The sequence below is a fragment of the Acidimicrobiia bacterium genome (genome assembly GCA_035651955.1).
Classification (GTDB): domain Bacteria; phylum Actinomycetota; class Acidimicrobiia; order IMCC26256; family JAMXLJ01; genus JAMXLJ01.
Window position 1 is genome coordinate 1 of sequence record DASRES010000073.1, and the last position, 16,121, is coordinate 16,121.

Below are 16,121 nucleotides of genomic sequence, written 5' to 3' on the forward strand. Positions count from 1 at the left end.
GCCGCTGCAGGCGTACTTCCGGATCAACGCCGAGAACGCGGGCCAGTTCGAGCGGACGCTCATCATCGCCGACGAGGGCGCTTCGGTGCACTACATCGAGGGGTGCTCCGCGCCCATCTACACGAGCGACTCGCTGCACTCCGCGGTGGTCGAGCTGATCGCCAAGCCTGGCGCGCGCATTCGCTACACGACGATCCAGAACTGGTCGCCGAACGTCTACAACCTCGTGACGAAGCGCGCCCGTGCCGAGCGTGAGGCGACCGTCGAGTGGATCGACGGCAACCTCGGATCGAAGCTCACGATGAAGTACCCGGCCGTCGTGATGACCGGCCCGAAGGCGCACGGCGAGGTGCTGTCCGTCGCGTACGCGGGCCCGGGCCAGCACCAGGACGCGGGGGCGAAGATGACGCACGCCGCGCCCGAGACGACGTCGATCATCGACTCGAAGTCGATCTCGAAGGACGGTGGGCGCACCACGTACCGCGGGCTCGTCAAGGTCGACGAGGGTGCGCACAAGGTGAAGAGCCATGTGCGATGCGACGCGCTCATCCTCGACGACGAGAGCCGCTCCGACACCTACCCGTACATGCAGATCGACGAGAAGGACGCCCGCATCGGGCACGAGGCGACCGTCTCGAAGGTCGGCGACGACCAGATCTTCTACCTGATGAGCCGGGGCCTCTCGGAGCAGCAGGCGACCGCGATGATCGTGAACGGCTTCATCGAGCCGATCACGAAGACGTTGCCGATGGAGTACGCGGTCGAGCTCTCGCGTCTGATCGAGCTCAACATGGAAGGTGCCGTCGGCTGAGCATGGCCGACGGGTTCGACCTCGACGTCGCGCGCAGCCTTCCCGGTCCGGACTGGCTCGCAGCGCGCCGCGCCGAAGCCGCCTCGCGCCTCGCGGAGCTGGCGTGGCCGAGCGCGAGCGAGGAGATCTGGCGGTACAGCCCGATCGACCGCTTCGACCCGTCGCGCTACCGACCCGACGTGACGCCACCGCCCCAGTGGGGCGGGCTCGACCCGGCGATCACGTCGAAGGGCGTCGTCGTCGGCACGCTCGACGCGGTCGACGACGCGACCGCCCGCGAGCTGCTCGGCACGTGCGCGAACGAGTCACCCGACGCGTTCACGGCCCTCCACGACGCGTTCCTGACGGGTGGCGCCTTCGTCCACGTGCCCGCAGGTGTCGTGGTCGAGGACCCGATCGTCGTCGACCACGCGTCGTTCGGCGACGGGCGCGCGGTGTTCCCGCACACGTTGGTCGTGCTCGACGAGGGCGCCGAGGCGACGGTGCTCGAGCGGTCGTCGAGCGACGGCGAGGACCGACTCGTCGTACCGGTTGTCGAGCTCGTGGTCGGTCAGGCCGCGCACCTGCGCTTCCTGTCCGTGCAGCAACACGGGGCGTCGACGTGGCAGATCGCGCTGCAGCGTGCGCACGTCGGCCGCGACGCGACGTTGCGCTCTTCCGCGATCGCGCTCGGCGGCGACTACGCGCGCGTGCGCAGCGAGGCGCTGCTCGCCGGTGACGGCGCGGACAGCGACGTGCTCGCCGTCTACTTCGGCGACGGGGACCAGACGCTCGACTTCCGTACGTTGCAGGACCACGCCGCGCCGCACACGCGCAGCAACCTGCTGTTCAAGGGCGCGGTCGAGGACCGTGCGCACTCGGTGTACTCCGGGCTCGTCCGGATACGCCGGCACGCGCAGCGCTCGGACGCGTTCCAGACGAACCGCAACCTGGTCCTCACCGAGGGCGCGGGCGCGGAGTCGATCCCGAACCTGGAGATCGAGGCCGACGACGTGCGCTGCTCGCACGCCTCCGCCGTCGGCCCCATCGACGAGGACCAGCTCTACTACCTCGAGACGCGCGGCGTGCCGCCGGCCGACGCGCAGCGGCTCATCGTCCTCGGGTTCTTCGACGACGTGTTCGACCGGCTCGCCGTCCCGGCTCTGGTCGAGCCGTTGCGCGGCGCGGTCGACGAGAAGGTCGGGAGGTTGACGACCGGTGTCTGAGGTCCGCGTGTGCTCGGTCGGCGACGTCGATCCCGGTGCGGCGCGGCGCTTCGACGTGGAAGGGCATCGCCTGTCGGTCGTGCGGATCGGTGACGACTTCTACGTCATCGGCGACGAGTGCTCGCACGAGGACTACTCGCTCTCCGAGGGGTTCGTGTGGGAGGAGGAGTGCGAGATCGAGTGCCCGAAGCACGGCTCGATGTTCTCGCTCAAGACCGGTGAGGCGATGACGCTCCCCGCGACCGAGCCCGTCCCGGTGTACGACGTGCGCGTCGAGGGCGACGACGTGATCGTGAGCCTGCCGTGAGCGAGCTCACCGTCCGCGGGCTGCACGCCTCGGTCGACGGGCACGAGATCCTGCGCGGCGTGGACCTCGAGGTGCGTTCGGGCGAGGTCCACGCGCTGATGGGCCCGAACGGCTCCGGCAAGTCGACGCTGTCCCACACGATCATGGGCCGCGGCGACTACACCGCGACGGCCGGCTCGGTGACCCTCGACGCTGAGGAGCTGCTCGGCCTGCCGACGTGGGAGCGCGCGTCGAAGGGGCTGTTCCTCGCGATGCAGTACCCGGTCGAGGTCGACGGCGTGCGCGTCCTCGACGTTCTGGACGCCGCGCTGCGCGCCCGCGGCGAGCCCGTCGACGATCTCGCGTCGCGGCTCGCCACGGAGGCCGACCGGCTCTCGGTCGCGGACGAGTTCCTCGCGCGTGGCGTCAACGTCGAGTTCTCGGGCGGCGAGAAGAAGCGCGCGGAGACGTTGCAGCTCGCGGTGTTGCGTCCCGCGTTCGCGATCCTCGACGAGATCGACTCCGGGCTCGACGTCGACGCGTTGCGCGACGTCGCCCGCCGCATCGAGGCGATGACGACCGAGAACGGTCTCGGTGTCCTCGCGATCACGCACTACGCCCGCCTGCTCACCGAGCTCCGTCCCGACCGCGTGCACGTGCTGATGGGCGGTCGCGTCGTGGCGAGCGGCGGGCCCGAGCTCGCCGAGACGCTCGAGGCGACGGGCTACGAGGGCCTGGCCGAGCAGCTCGGTGTCGAGCAGCTCGCGGTCCCGGCCGTCGAGCAGCCCGAGGATCCCTTCGCCGACCCGCTCGGCTTCTGACCCTCGTCGTTCTGGGAAGCGTCAGACACACCTGTGGTGGATGACGCTTCACAGAACCGATCGCGGGGGTGGGTCAGGGCTTCGGCGTGGGTGTCGCGGTCGGGGGAGCGCCCTTCGGCGCGGCGCTCGGCGGCGGCGGGGCCGGTAGCGCGGCAGGTGGCGCGGGAGGCGGCGGTGTCGCGGGCGGCGCGGTGGTCGGCGGTGCCGTCGGGATCGGCGTGTACGTCACGTTCCCCGGGCCGTCGCTCCCGCCGAGCACGTACACGGGGTCGCCCTTGTTCACGAGCGTGTGGAAGTAGTTCGCGATGTCCATCGGGATGCGGACGCACCCGTGCGACGCGGGCGAGTTGGGCACCGACGGGTACCCGTGCACCGCGATGCCGCCGTTGAAGTAGAAGGGGTTGTACAGGTGCCCGAGCGGTGACGTGTCCCACCCGCTGACGAACCGCGTGTACGTGTAGCGGCCCGACGGCGTGTACGCGTTCTCGCACACGCGCACCGGGCGGTACTTGTCCGTGTAGCAGTAGTGCTCACCACTCCCGCTCGACATGGTCGTGATCAGGCGCACCTGCCCGCCGGCGTACAGGGTGAGCACCTGCTTCGACACGTCGATCTCGGTCCGGTTCGGTTCGCCGTTCGGCACGAGCGGCTCCGGGTAGCGGAAGTTGGTGAGCGCGATCGCTTCCGCGAGCCCGATGCGGCCGTTGACCGGCAGGCCGAACAGCTTCTGGAGGGCGTCCACCGCGTACGCCATGTCCTGGCCGTAGTGGCCGTCGACCGGGCCGGGGTCGAAGTGCACGTCGGTCAGCCGCTGCTGGTACGCGGCGACGACCGGGCCTGACGATCCCTGGCCGAGCCCGCCGGAGGGCAGCGGCGGGAGCGTCGCGGGCGGCGGTTGGACGAGCGCGGGCGTCGTGGTCGTCGTCGTCGCCGGCAACGTCGACGTCGTGGTGGCCGCCGCGGCGTCGTGCGAGGTCCGTTCCGGCGCGCTCGACGCGCTCGAGCGGGGCTGGCTGCGCAGCAGCGCGCCGGCGACCGCGACGGCGGCGAGCAGACCGAGGGCCGACCCGACCGCGATGAGCACGCGTGGCCGGAAGATGTTTCTCACCGCGAACCCACCCTCATGCCGGGAAGGGCGCGCCCGGGGGGTGGGCACGCCGACGGCGACCGGGAAAGTCTAGCGACGGGGTCGGTTCGTCCTCGGGCACCCCGATGGGCCGCTCACGGGTGCGCGGGCTCCGACTCGCGAGCGAGCAGCTCCTCGAGCGGGTCGGCCGGCTCGAGCAGCGCGATCCGCAGGTCGAGGAGGAAGTCGGTCACCTCGGACGCCGAGACCAGGTCACGCGTGGCGAACCGCTCGAGGGCCTCGTCGACCATCGTCGTGAGCCGGGTCTGCTGGTCCATCGAGCTCCTCCCTGATCTCGTCGCGCCTGATCTCGTCGCGCCTGATCTCGGTCGCGCCACCACCGTACCCGCCGCGCGGGTCCTCCCCGCAGCAGGTTCGTGTCAATCGCGTCACGAACCGATGACGCGCGTCACCGTCCGGATGGGGTCGTGAGCTCGTCGAGACCTTGTTGCAGCGTGTTCCACGCGAGCGTCGCGCACTTGATGCGCACGGGGAACTTCACGACACCTTGCAGTGCCTCGAGGTCGCCGAGCCGCACGCCCTCGACGGCGTCGCCCGCGTCGTCCTCCTCGCTCGACGCGCCGTCACCTTCGAGCTTCGACTCGTGGATCGACATCAACGCCTTGAACGCGCGGATCAGCCGGCGCGCCTCGTCGACCGACTTGCCCTTCACCGCCGCGCTCATCATCGATGTCGACGCCTGGCTGATCGAGCAACCCTGGCCCGCGATCTTCAGATCGCGCACCTCGCCCGTCGCGTCGTCGACGTCGAGGTAGAGGACGACTTCGTCGCCGCACAGCGGGTTGAACCCCTCGACCTTGTGCGCGGGTGGCACCGCGAGCTCGCCACGGTTCCGCGGCGACCGGTAGTGGTCCAGGATGATCTCGCGGTACAGCTCTTCGAGACCGGGCATGCGGGAGGCTCCTAGAGGGCGAAGAACTTCTCGGCGCGCGCGAGCGCGTCCACGAGCGCGTCGGCGTCGGCCTCGTCGTTGTACACGTAGAACGACGCGCGTGTCGTGGCCGGGACGCCGAGGCAGCGCATCAGCGGCTTCGCGCAGTGGTGCCCGGCTCGCACGCACACCGCGTCCTCGTCGAGGACCTGCGAGATGTCGTGCGCGTGGATCCCGTCGAACAGGAACGAGATCGCCCCTCCCCGCACGTCGACGTCACGAGGCCCGTACACGTGGAGACGGCCCTCGAACCGGTCGTCGAGCGCAGCCAGCGTGTAGCCCGTCAGCGCCTTCTCGTGCTCGCGGACGGTGTCCATGCCGAGCGCGTCGAGGTACTCGATCGCCGCGTGCCAGCCGACGGCCTCGGCGATCGCGGGCGTGCCGGCCTCGAACTTCCACGGCACGTCGTTCGGCGTGAACCCGTCGAGGCGGACGTCGCGGATCATCTCGCCGCCCCCGAGGAACGGCGGCATCGCGTCGAGCAACTCGGCGCGCGCCCACAGCGCACCGATCCCCGTCGGGCCGAGCATCTTGTGGGCGGACAGCGCGACGAAGTCCGCGTCCCACGCCTGCACGTCGCACGCGACGTGCGGGACCGACTGGCACGCGTCCACGAGCATGTGCGCGCCCGCGGCGTGGGCGGCGTCGGCGAGTGGTCGGACGTCGTTCATCGTTCCGAGGACGTTCGACATGGCCGAGACCGCGAGCAGCTTCGCGCCGTCGAGCAGCGCGTCGAGGTTCGACAGGTCGAGGCGGAAGTCGGGCGTCAGCCGGATCCACCGCAGCTCGACGCCGCGCTCGGCGGCGAGGATGTGCCACGGCACGACGTTCGCGTGGTGCTCCATCTCGGTGAGCACGATCGGATCGCCGGCCCGGAGGTTCGCGCGTGCCCACGTGTACGCGACGAGGTTGATGGCCTCGGTCGCGTTGCGCACGAACACGATCTCGTGCGCATCGCGCGCGCCGAGGAATCGTGCGAGACGGGCACGCGCGGCTTCGAACGCGGCCGTCGCCTCCTCGGCGATCGTGTAGACGCCGCGGTGCACGTTGGCGTAGTGGTTGCGATAGCAGTCGTCCATCGCGTCGAGCACGTGGACGGGCTTCTGCGACGACGACGCCGAGTCGAGGTACACGAGGCGCTTGCCGTGCACCTCGCGTTCGAGGATCGGGAAATCGCCCTTGACGCGCGCGACGTCGATCATGGTCAGCCCCGTGTGGACTCGAGCGTGCGGAACGCGTCGAACCCCTCGGTCTCGAGGCGCGCGGCGAGCTCGGGACCGCCGGACGCGACGAGGCGCCCGTCGAGCAGGACGTGCACGACGTCGGGCGTGAGGAGCCGCAGGATCCGCTGGTAGTGCGTGATCAGGAGGATGCCCAGCGCGGGCCGCGACGCGCGCACCTCCCGGATGCCGTCCGCGACGACCCGGAGGGCGTCGATGTCGAGACCGGAGTCGGTCTCGTCGAGCACGGCGAGGTCCGGCTCCATGAGCGCCATCTGGAGGACCTCGTTGCGCTTCTTCTCGCCGCCCGAGAAGCCCTCGTTCAGGTACCGCTCGGTGAAGCGGTCGTCCATGCCGAGTCGCTTGGTCCACTCGATGACGGCCATGCGGACCTCGAGCACCGACAGGTCGGGGATCCCCTTGCGCACGGCGAGCGCCTGGCGCAGGAAGTTCAGCACGCTGACGCCGGCGATCTCCTCGGGGTGCTGGAAGCCGAGGAACATCCCGCGCGCGGCGCGCTCGTCGGTCGTCAGGCCCGTCACGTCCTCGCCCTTGAACCGGATCGACCCGCCCGTGACGGCGTACGCGGGGTTGCCGAGCAGGGCGTTGGCGAGGGTCGACTTGCCCGACCCGTTCGGGCCCATCAGCGCGTGGACCTCGCGCTCGCCGACGGTCAGCGTGACGCCGCGGAGGATCTCGTCGTCGCCGACGGCGACGTGGAGGTCGTCGACCGCGAGCAGCGGCGGGTCGGGGGCCATGCCGAAAAGTGTAATAACACTACGGGCGTAGTGGAAACCTGGGTCAGCCCCCGACGATCCGGCGGTAGATCTCCTCGTAGCCCTCCACCATCGCCGCGGCCGAGAAGTGACGGGCCACCCGCTCGCGGCACGCCACGGGTGAGCATTCCCGGACCCGGCCGACCGCGGCGGCGAGGTCGTCGATCGAGTCGCGGAGGAACCCCGTCACGCCCTCCTCGACCAGCTCGACGGCCGCGCCGGCCGGGCACGCGACCACGGGCGTGCCGCACGCCATGGCCTCCACCATCACGAGCCCGAACGGCTCGGGCCACTGGATGGGGAAGACCATCGCCCGGGCACGCGACAGCAGGTCGGTCTTCGCCTCGTGGCTGAGGTGCTCGTACACCTCGACCTCGTCGTTCAGCGCGGGCGCGACCATCTCGTCCCAGTACGCGCGCTCGAACGGCTCGTTGCGCTTCACGATCATCGCGAGGGGCAGGGCGGCGCGCCGGGCGACCTCGATCGCGACGGTCGGCCCCTTCTCGGGGTTGGCGCGCCCGATGTAGACGAGGAAGTCGTCCTTCTCGTCGAGCAACGGGTACTCGTCGAGATCGATCCCGTTGTGCACCGTGCCCGCGTACCGGATCGACGGGTTGTCGGCCCGCTGCGCCGCGCTGATGGCGACGAGGTGCACGCGCTCGTGGAGCAACGCGTAGTAGCGCCGCGACGGCTCGCTCCACGGGCCGTGCAGGGTGTGCACGACGGGTGGCGTGCCGCCGAGGAGCGCGCCGAGCGCCGGGCCGATGATCCCGGAATGGTCGTGCACGACGTCGAACTCGGCTGTGTGCAGATACGACGAGAGCGCGTGGTATGCGTCGAACCACACGTTCCCGAGAAGCGCGGCGTCCGGGGGCTCCTCCATCGCGGACACGAGCTCGGCCTTCGTCTGCGAGCCGCCCGAGGCGAAGAGCGTGACGTCGTGCCCGCGGTCGGCGAGCCCGTCGGCGAGGAGCGAGACGACGAGCTCGATGCCCCCGTATCCGCGCGGCGGGACGGTGAACCAGACCGGTGCGATCTGCGCGATGCGCACGCGTCCACGGTACCCACCGACCCCGGGAACGGCGTCGCGTCCCGGGGTAGCGTGAGGAACCGTGCCGACGCCGTGGACCAGCAGCGTCAGCGCGTCGTTGGGGGGCGATGGTGCGGCGCTCACGCTCGTCGAGGGCTCCGCGTTCTGCATCTCCGCGCACAGCGGCGACATCGTGCCCGGGCTCGCGCACGGGCTGTTCTTCCGCGACACGCGCTTCCTCTCCGAGCTGCGCCTGCGGGTGAACGGCGCACCGCCCGAGCCGTTGTCGGCCACGACGGGCGACCCGTTCAGCGGGACGTTCGTGCTGCGCGACCATCCCCGGCCCGGCCGCGCCGACTCGACGCTCATGGTGTTCCGGCGCCGCTACGTGGGCCGCGGCATGCGCGAGGACGTCGTCGTGCAGAACTTCGGCGAGGAGCCCGCGTTCTGCTCGCTCGAGCTCGCGTTGGGATGCGACTTCGCCGACCTGTTCGAGGTGAAGGAGGGACGCGTCGAGAAGGTCGGCGATTCGCACGTCCGCACCACCGAACGGTCGCTCGAGTACTCGTACCGTCGCGGGCGCTTCACGCGCGGGACGCGCGTCGAGCTCTCGCACCCGGCCCAGGTGAGCGAGGACCTCGCCGTGTACGAGGTGATCGTGCCGCCGCGTGCCAAGTGGAGCGTCTGCGTGCAGGTGACGCCGGTCATCGACGAGCACGAGATCACGCCGCGCTACCTCTGCGGACGGCCCGTCGAGCGCTCGACACCGGTGGAGCGGCTCGAGGCGTGGCGGCGACGGCTGCCCGTCCTCACGACGGCGCACGACGACTTCCGCGCGCTCCTCGCCCGCTCCACCGAGGACCTCGCCGCGCTGCGCATCTTCGACCCGGAGTTCCCGGATCGCGCCGTCGTCGCGGCCGGCGCGCCGTGGTTCATGACGCTGTTCGGGCGCGACTCGCTCCTCACGTCGTGGATGGCGATGCTCGCCGACTCCGACCTCGCGCTCGGCACGTTGCAGACGCTCGCCCGCTTCCAGGGCACCGAGGTGAACCCGATCACGGAGGAGGAGCCCGGTCGGATCCTCCACGAGATGCGCTTCGGCGAGAGCGCGGAGCTCTCGCTCGGCGGTGGGCGCGTCTACTACGGGACGGCGGACGCCACGCCCCTGTTCGTCATGCTCGTCGGAGAGCTCGAACGGTGGGGCAACAAGCGCGCCGAGGTCGACGCGCTGATCCCCGCGGCGGATCGCGCGCTCGAGTGGGTCACACGCTTCGGCGACCGCGACGGCGACGGGTACGTCGAGTACCAGCGCACGAGCGACCACGGCCTGGCCAACCAGGGGTGGAAGGACTCGTGGGACGGGGTCCGCTTCGCGGACGGCACGCTCGCCGAGGCCCCCATCGCGCTCTGCGAGGTCCAGGGGTACGTGTACGCCGCGCTCGTCGCGCGCTCGCACATCGCGACGGAGCACGGTGACGCGGCGCTCGCGACGTCGTTGCGTGACCGCGCGGCCGCGCTGAAGCGGTCCTTCAACCGTGACTTCTGGATCGACGACCGCGGCTGGTACGCGATGGGCCTCGACCGCGACAAGCGGCCGATCGACGCGCTCGCGTCGAACATGGGTCACTGTCTGTGGACGGGCATCGTCGACGAGGAGAAGGCACCGCTCGTCGCGAAGCAGCTTCTCTCGGACGCGTGCTTCTCCGGTTGGGGGATCCGCACGCTCGCGTCGACGATGACGGGCTACAACCCGATCAGCTACCACGTCGGCAGCGTGTGGCCGCACGACAACGCGGTCTGCGCCGCGGGCCTGATGCGCTACGGGTTCGTCGACGAGTTCCACCGTGTGATGGAGGGACAGATCGCGGCGGGCTCGCACTTCGGGAACCGGATGCCCGAGCTGTTCGCGGGACTCGACCGCGACGAGGTCGCGTTCCCGGTGGCGTACCCGACGTCATGCTCGCCGCAGGCGTGGGCCGCGGCGAGCCCGTTGCTGTTCCTGCGCGCGATGCTGCGCTTCGAGCCTGACATCCGCAACGCGGAGCTCCATCTCGCCCCCGCCGTCCCCGACTGGATCGGTCCGCTGCGCCTCGACGACGTGCCGCTGATGGGGGGCGAGCTGTGCATCGAGACGGAGGGCGACCGGCTCGACGTCCTCCAGGTCCCCGACGGGCTGCGGATCGTGAGCGAGCCCCGCCGCCCGACGCTCGAGCCGTAGCTCGTCACGCGAGCGACGACAGCGAGAGCGCGAAGTCACCCGCCGCGTCCGTCCACCAGCGTCGCAACTGCAGTCCGGCCGCGGCGAGCTCCTGCTCGACCCGTTCCTTGCGGAACTTCGCGCTGATCTCGGTGCGCATCTCCTCACCCGCCGCGAACGTCGCGGTGAGCTCGAGGTCGGGGACGTGGACCTCCTGGTCGACCGTCGACCGGAGTCGCATCTCGATCCACTCCGGACCGGTCTCGAAGCGCGCGACGTGCTCGAACCGCTCGGGTACGAAGTCGGCACCGAGTGCGCGGTTGACGACGCGCAGGACGTTGCGGTTGAACGCCGCCGTGACGCCGGCGGAATCGTCGTACGCGGCCTCGAGGCGCGCGACGTCCTTCACGAGGTCGGTGCCGAGCAGGAACGAGTCGGCCGGCTCGAGGTCGGCGGCGACGTCGGCGAGGAAGGCGGCGCGCTTCGTCGGCTCGAGGTTCCCGATCGTGCCGCCCAGGAAGGCGACGAGACGGCGGCCCCCCCGCGGGAGCTCGCGCATGTGGTGCTCGAAGTCGCCGACGACCGCGTGGACGTCGACGGGCGCGTACTCCTTCTCGATCGCCGCGGCCGCGTTCCGCAGCGTCGTCTCGCTCACGTCGAACGGGACGAAGCGCGCCAGGCGACCGCGCGACGCGAGCGCGTCGAGCAGCAGGCGCGTCTTCTCGGACGTGCCCGAGCCGAGCTCCACGAGCGTGTCGACCCCCGCGACGTCCGCGATCTCGCCCGCGCGCGCGACGAGGATCGAGCGCTCCGCCCGCGTCGGGTAGTACTCGGGCAGGCGAGTGATCTCGTCGAAGAGCTCCGAGCCCCGGTCGTCGTAGAACCACTTCGGGGGCAGGTCCTTCGGCGACCCGCGCAGCCCGGTGGCGACGTCGCCGCGCAACGCCGCGCGCAGGTCGGATTCGTCGAGGTGGACGTCGACGCGGATCATCGGACGACCACCGGCTCGACCTCGTAGCCGCAGGCCGACCCGTGCACGGCGCTGCCGTCGGGTACGCGCTTCCAGCCGGGCCGGTCGTCGAGCGGCTCCGACGCCACCAGTAGTGCGCCATCGTCGTGATGGACGAACAACGAGTTGCCGATCGCGGTCCCGGCGACCGTGCAGCCGTCGGTGAGGAGGAGGTTGATGCGGCCGCCCGCGCGCGCGTACGTCGTGCGCGCGACGTCGGCGACCGCGTCGCGCGGCGACGCACCCTCGTCGACGCGGTCGAGCACGAGCGCGAAGAGCACCTCGGAGTCGGTGTCTCCTTCGAGGGCCGAGGCGCGGCGCGCGCTCACCCGTGCGCGCAGCTCGTCGCCCACGCCGTCCCGGAAGCCGGGGACGGTGCCGTTCAGCGAGAACGTCCACCGCCCGTCGACGAACGGCGCGTTGCCGGTGACGTCGAGCACGAGACCGGGGGACGCGGCACGCGCCGCCGCGAGCACGGCAACGGATGTCGCACCTCCATGCATCGCGCGGTACCCCGTGTCGTCCCACATGCGCGTCGTCGTGCGGTAGCGCCGCGCGCCGGGCTCGCGCTCGACGTACCACGCGACGCCCCACCCGTCGGGATTGTCCGGTGTCGCGGTCTGCAACCGGGGGGCCTCGGCCTGCTCGACGAGCGCGTGCGGCGCGTCAAAGAGGAGCGTGTCGATCGCGATCGGCGCACCGAGGTACGCGAGGTGGCGGCACATCAGGCGATGTCCATGTCACGAGCGCAGCGAAAGCCGGCGAAGATCTGACGCCGGATGGGGTAGTCCCAGTTCCGGAACGTCGTGCGCACGGCCGGGACGTGCGTCGCCCACGACCCGCCCCGCAGCACCTTGTACTCCGAGCCGAAGAACACCTCCGAGTACTCGCGGTACGGGAACGACACGAACCCCGGGTGCGGGCCGAAGTCGGTCGAGGTCCACTCCCACACGTCGCCGATCATCTGCTCGCAGCCGTACGCGCTCGCGCCGTCGGCACGGGACCCGACCGGCTCGGGACCGAGCCGCGCCTGACCGAGGTTCGCCCGAGCCGGCGTTGGCGCGCCGTCGCCCCACGGGTAGCTGCGGGCGCGGCCGGCGCCGGGATCCCACGACGCGGCCTTCTCCCACTCCGGCTCGGTCGGGAGCCGCTTGCCCGCCCAGCGCGCGTACGCGTCGGCCTCGTACCAGCACACGTGCTGCACCGGCTCGTCCGGCGGGACCGGCTCCCACGTGCCGAAGCGCCGGCGCGCCCAACCCGAGCCGTCGCGCCGCCAGAACTGGGGCGCGTGCAGGTCGGCCTCCACCCGCCACGCCCAGCCCGCGGCCGTCCACCAACGCGGGTCGTCGTAGCCGCGGTCCGCGACGAACTCGGCGTACGCGGCGTTCGTCACCGGCGCGCGGTCGATCAGGAACGACGGGACGTCCACGACGTGCGCGGGGCGCTCGTTGTCATACGCCCACGGCTCCGTCGACGTCCCCATCACGAACGGGCCGCCCTCGACCAGCACCTCGCCGTCGACGTCGCGCACCGCGGAGCGAGGCGCCGGCTCGGCGAACGGATACGTGGCGTCGCGCAGCTGCAGCGTCGCGAGCATCGTCTCGTCGTGCTGGTGCTCGTGCTGCACCACCATCCCGTACACGAACGCGTTGCGGAGGAGCTCGTCGCGGTCGAGGTCCACGGTCGCGAGCACGTCGAGCACGCGCGTGCGGACATCGCGCGCGAACGCGCGCGCGTCCGCCGGCCCGAGGATGTCGAGCGACGGGCGCTCGCGGCGCGGGTGCCGGAAGGCGTCGTAGACGTCGTCGAAGCGCGCGTCGGTGGGCGGCGCGCCCGTCAGCGTGCGGACGAGCCAGAGCTCCTCGTAGTGCGCGATGTGCGCGAGGTCCCATACGAGCGGCGACATGAGCGGCGAGTGCTGGGCCAGGAGGTCGCCGTCGGAGACCGGTTCGAGCAGCGCGAGCGTCCGCCGCCTGGCGGCGTCGAGCTCCGACGCGACGCGTTCGCGGATGCCGGTGACCGGCGCGACACCTGTCGTCATGTCGTCTCCCATTCGGGTTCCGGAAGCGGCAGGAGCGTGCCGTCGCGCGTCCACTCCGCAAGCCGGTCGTCGGCGGGACATCGACCTCTCGCGACGTACTGGTCGCGGTACCGCGCGACGAGGTCGACGGTCGACGCCGCTGCCCCCATGCGCGGCAGTGCATCGAGCGCGGCCGCGAAGCAGTCGCGCGCGGCGCGGGCGAGGAGCGGGTGCGCGGTCGCGTGACGTGCCGCGTCGCGCCACATGCCGGTCGTCCGTTCGACCACGCGCGCCGCCCGCTCGGCCGCGTCGTCGTCATCGAGCAGCGCGACCGTGACCGCGACCGCGACCTGCCACCAAGGGTCGGGCAGGGAGTCGATCATGCGGAGCTCCAGCCAGCCCCGCGGGCGGACCGGTGGGAACAGCGTCGTCAGGTGGTACTGCAGGTCGTCGACGGTCGGGTAGCCGAACCGTTCGTGCCCCGACATCCACGCCCGGAACGTCAACGGCTCGAGCACGGGTTCGTAGTGCGTGCACGAGTGACGGACGAGCATGACGCGGGCGTCGAGCGCGTAGCGCGCCCAGTCGTCCGCAGGATCGTCCGAGACGTGGACCGGCGCGGTGCGCGTGGGGTCGAGCGCGGCCCACACCGCGAGCCGGCTCGAGCGCCACCCGCTCGGCCGTCCGCACGCGAGGGGCGAGTTGGCGAACGCGGCCGCGAGGACGGGCCCGAGCGCGTGGGCGAGCCGCCACCGTGGCACGACGCGGCCGTGCCGGCCGACGTCGACGTTGACCTGGAGCGCCGCGGTGGAGCACATCATCGTGCGACCACTGGGCCACGCGGACGCGAAGTACCGCTCCATCGCGCGGTAGCGGGGCGCGTCGACGACGCGTCGACCGTGCCGAGCGGGATCCTGCCCGACGGCGACGAGCCCGTACCCGTCGCGTGCGAGCGCGGTGCGGATGCTCGCCATGTCGCGGGCGAGCGCGCGGCAGGCGGCGTCGATCCCGGACGCGGGTTGGGTGCTCAGCTCGAGCTGGCCGCCCGGCTCGAACGTGATCCGGCACGGATCCGGTCCCGCGAGCACGTGCTCGCAGGTCGCGTGCACGTGCGACGACGGCACAAGACGACGGACGTCGTCGGTCGCGACGACGAACCACTCGCATTCCACACCGACCCGGCCGTCGGACGAGCCGTGGAAGCAGGCGTCGACGACGGCGCGCGCGTCGTGCGCCGTCATCTCGCGGACGGAGGCCGGCACGCCTACCGGTGCCCGAAGTGCGCGGCCACCCATGTCATGTTGCGGACCGGGGCGAGCCAGTCGTGGATCGCGTCCATCGCTCCTCCTTCGTCGAGAGAACAGTCGGGGATCAGAGAGACTTCAGCTCGGCGGGCACCGACTCGGCGCCGACGGAGCTCCGCAACGCGCGGTGGATGGCGTCGGGCGTCAGGACGCCGAGGAACGTCTCGCCGTCGAGCACCGCGACGCGACCCGACTCGGTCAGGAGCGTCGCGGCCAGGGCGGCCTCCAACGAGTCGTCGACCGAGATCCACGCTTCGATGCGCTCCATCCGGTCGCGCACCGGGCCGGTTCCGTCGACGTCGTCCTCGAGAACCTGTCCGCGCAAGGTGCCGTCGTCGTCGACGACGGCCACCCAGTCCGTCGCGTCACGAGCCAAGACCGCGCGTGCCGCTTCGAGCGGTGCGTCCGGGGACACCGTCGAAGGTCGGACGATCCCGTCGAGCGAGACGGGCGTGACGCGCAGTCGCTTCAGGGCGCGGTCCGACCCGACGAAGTCGGCGACCATCTTCGACGCGGGCTGACCGAGGACCTCGGCCGGCGTGTCGTACTGCATGAGGATGCCGCCGACGTCGAGGATCGCGATCCGCGTCCCGAGCTTCACCGCTTCCTCGACGTCGTGCGTGACGAACACGACGGTCTTGCGCACCTCGTCCTGCAGCCGCAGGAACTCGTCCTGCAGACGGCCGCGCGTGACGGGGTCGATCGCACCGAACGGCTCGTCCATCAGCAGCACCGGGGGGTCGGCGGCGAGCGCGCGAGCGACGCCGACGCGCTGGCGTTGCCCACCCGAGAGCTGCGCCGGGTACCGGCTGCGGTACGCGGCCGGATCGAGACCGACGAGCTCGAGCAGCTCGTCGACACGCCGGCGCGTGCGCGCGCGGTCCCAGCCGAGCAGACGCGGCACGGTCCCGACGTTCGTCTCGATCGTCTGGTGTGGGAACAGGCCCACCTGCTGGATCACGTACCCGATACGGCGCCGCAGGCCGACCGGATTGACGCGCGTGACGTCCTCGCCGTCGAGGAAGATGCGCCCGCTCGTCGGCTCGATGAGCCGGTTGATCATCTTCAACGTCGTGGTCTTGCCGCACCCTGACGGTCCGAGCAGCACGCACGTCTCACCCGCGGGGACGTCGAGGTCGAGGTCGCGGACCGCGAGCTGTCCGTTCGGGTAGCGCTTGCTGACCGACTCGAGACGGATCATGCGCGGGCCTCCCGCGGCGTGACGAGGAGCGGTCAGGCGACTCCGCGTGCGACGGTCGCCACGAGCGGCGCGATGCGGAGCGGGACGCGTGGGGGTGGGACGGTCGCCCGACGGTACCATCGCCCTTCCCCGCAATTCCCGGCGGTTTCGGGCGAGCGATGGA

16 protein-coding genes are annotated in these 16,121 nt (G+C 71.4%); 5 read left to right on the forward strand and 11 right to left on the reverse strand.

Annotated elements, in window-relative coordinates:
• The 4 genes from sufB to sufC (VFC33_15950) all read left to right on the forward strand — a co-directional run.
• On the forward strand, positions 1–811 hold an 811-nt coding region (sufB, locus tag VFC33_15935), incomplete at its 5' end, for a Fe-S cluster assembly protein SufB (GenBank protein HZR14729.1).
• Positions 812–813: 2 nt separating this feature from the next.
• Positions 814–2,016 carry a Fe-S cluster assembly protein SufD gene (gene sufD / locus VFC33_15940; protein HZR14730.1) on the forward strand — a complete coding sequence of 401 codons (1,203 nt, stop codon included), beginning with the start codon at positions 814–816 and terminating at the stop codon, positions 2,014–2,016.
• The gene (locus VFC33_15945) at positions 2,009–2,323 is read left to right on the forward strand and encodes a non-heme iron oxygenase ferredoxin subunit (protein ID HZR14731.1); all 315 of its coding nucleotides are present in this window, start codon (positions 2,009–2,011) and stop codon (positions 2,321–2,323) included. Before sufD ends, VFC33_15945 begins: the two co-directional genes overlap by 8 nt.
• The gene (sufC, locus tag VFC33_15950) at positions 2,320–3,123 is read left to right on the forward strand and encodes a Fe-S cluster assembly ATPase SufC (GenBank protein HZR14732.1); all 804 of its coding nucleotides are present in this window, start codon (positions 2,320–2,322) and stop codon (positions 3,121–3,123) included. The genes VFC33_15945 and sufC (VFC33_15950) overlap by 4 nt, the downstream gene beginning before the upstream one ends.
• A 73-nt stretch (positions 3,124–3,196) precedes the next feature.
• Here sufC (VFC33_15950) and VFC33_15955 read toward each other — a convergent pair whose 3' ends face one another.
• From VFC33_15955 to VFC33_15980, 6 genes are all read right to left on the reverse strand, one after another.
• Positions 3,197–4,231 (reverse strand): L,D-transpeptidase family protein, encoded by a 1,035-nt coding sequence (locus VFC33_15955; GenBank protein ID HZR14733.1) that lies wholly within the window; start codon positions 4,229–4,231, stop codon positions 3,197–3,199.
• 113 nt (positions 4,232–4,344) lie between these two features.
• Entirely contained in the window at positions 4,345–4,527 is a 183-nt protein-coding gene (locus VFC33_15960) for a hypothetical protein (protein ID HZR14734.1), read from the reverse strand.
• 131 nt (positions 4,528–4,658) lie between these two features.
• Positions 4,659–5,162, reverse strand: a complete 504-nt coding sequence (locus VFC33_15965) for an SUF system NifU family Fe-S cluster assembly protein (GenBank protein HZR14735.1) — start codon at positions 5,160–5,162, stop codon at positions 4,659–4,661.
• An 11-nt stretch (positions 5,163–5,173) separates the two neighbouring features.
• Positions 5,174–6,403 (reverse strand): SufS family cysteine desulfurase, encoded by a 1,230-nt coding sequence (locus tag VFC33_15970; protein HZR14736.1) that lies wholly within the window; start codon positions 6,401–6,403, stop codon positions 5,174–5,176.
• Between the two features lie 2 nt (positions 6,404–6,405).
• On the reverse strand, positions 6,406–7,179 hold the full coding sequence (gene sufC, locus VFC33_15975; protein ID HZR14737.1) for a Fe-S cluster assembly ATPase SufC: 774 nt from the start codon (positions 7,177–7,179) through the stop codon (positions 6,406–6,408).
• A 43-nt stretch (positions 7,180–7,222) separates the two neighbouring features.
• Positions 7,223–8,248, reverse strand: a complete 1,026-nt coding sequence (locus VFC33_15980) for a glycosyltransferase family 4 protein (protein ID HZR14738.1) — start codon at positions 8,246–8,248, stop codon at positions 7,223–7,225.
• A 61-nt stretch (positions 8,249–8,309) separates the two neighbouring features.
• Between VFC33_15980 and VFC33_15985 the strand changes: the two genes are divergently transcribed.
• Positions 8,310–10,445, forward strand: a complete 2,136-nt coding sequence (locus tag VFC33_15985; GenBank protein HZR14739.1) for a glycogen debranching N-terminal domain-containing protein — start codon at positions 8,310–8,312, stop codon at positions 10,443–10,445.
• 4 nt (positions 10,446–10,449) lie between these two features.
• Here the strand turns inward: VFC33_15985 and egtD are convergent, their stop codons facing one another.
• The 5 genes from egtD to VFC33_16010 form a co-directional block, all read right to left on the reverse strand.
• On the reverse strand, positions 10,450–11,415 hold the full coding sequence (gene egtD, locus VFC33_15990; GenBank protein ID HZR14740.1) for an L-histidine N(alpha)-methyltransferase: 966 nt from the start codon (positions 11,413–11,415) through the stop codon (positions 10,450–10,452).
• Entirely contained in the window at positions 11,412–12,158 is a 747-nt protein-coding gene (locus VFC33_15995; GenBank protein ID HZR14741.1) for a class II glutamine amidotransferase, read from the reverse strand. Before VFC33_15995 ends, egtD begins: the two co-directional genes overlap by 4 nt.
• Positions 12,158–13,474, reverse strand: a complete 1,317-nt coding sequence (egtB, locus tag VFC33_16000; GenBank protein ID HZR14742.1) for an ergothioneine biosynthesis protein EgtB — start codon at positions 13,472–13,474, stop codon at positions 12,158–12,160. Before egtB ends, VFC33_15995 begins: the two co-directional genes overlap by 1 nt.
• The gene (gene egtA, locus VFC33_16005; GenBank protein HZR14743.1) at positions 13,471–14,715 is read right to left on the reverse strand and encodes an ergothioneine biosynthesis glutamate--cysteine ligase EgtA; all 1,245 of its coding nucleotides are present in this window, start codon (positions 14,713–14,715) and stop codon (positions 13,471–13,473) included. The genes egtB and egtA overlap by 4 nt, the downstream gene beginning before the upstream one ends.
• A gap of 109 nt (positions 14,716–14,824) precedes the next feature.
• Positions 14,825–15,958, reverse strand: a complete 1,134-nt coding sequence (locus VFC33_16010; protein HZR14744.1) for a betaine/proline/choline family ABC transporter ATP-binding protein — start codon at positions 15,956–15,958, stop codon at positions 14,825–14,827.
• Positions 15,959–16,121 lie beyond the last annotated feature (163 nt).

What these genes read in the sequence shown, in the direction of transcription:
- VFC33_15960 (HZR14734.1), bottom strand. Translation starts at nt 4,527, where the DNA reads ATGGACCAGCAGACCCGGCTCACGACGATGGTCGACGAGGCCCTCGAG.
- VFC33_15965 (HZR14735.1), bottom strand. Translation starts at nt 5,162, where the DNA reads ATGCCCGGTCTCGAAGAGCTGTACCGCGAGATCATCCTGGACCACTAC.
- sufD (HZR14730.1), top strand. Translation starts at nt 814, where the DNA reads ATGGCCGACGGGTTCGACCTCGACGTCGCGCGCAGCCTTCCCGGTCCG.
- VFC33_16010 (HZR14744.1), bottom strand. Translation starts at nt 15,958, where the DNA reads ATGATCCGTCTCGAGTCGGTCAGCAAGCGCTACCCGAACGGACAGCTC.
- egtD (HZR14740.1), bottom strand. Translation starts at nt 11,415, where the DNA reads ATGATCCGCGTCGACGTCCACCTCGACGAATCCGACCTGCGCGCGGCG.
- VFC33_15995 (HZR14741.1), bottom strand. Translation starts at nt 12,158, where the DNA reads ATGTGCCGCCACCTCGCGTACCTCGGTGCGCCGATCGCGATCGACACG.
- sufC (HZR14737.1), bottom strand. Translation starts at nt 7,179, where the DNA reads ATGGCCCCCGACCCGCCGCTGCTCGCGGTCGACGACCTCCACGTCGCC.
- egtB (HZR14742.1), bottom strand. Translation starts at nt 13,474, where the DNA reads ATGACGACAGGTGTCGCGCCGGTCACCGGCATCCGCGAACGCGTCGCG.
- VFC33_15970 (HZR14736.1), bottom strand. Translation starts at nt 6,403, where the DNA reads ATGATCGACGTCGCGCGCGTCAAGGGCGATTTCCCGATCCTCGAACGC.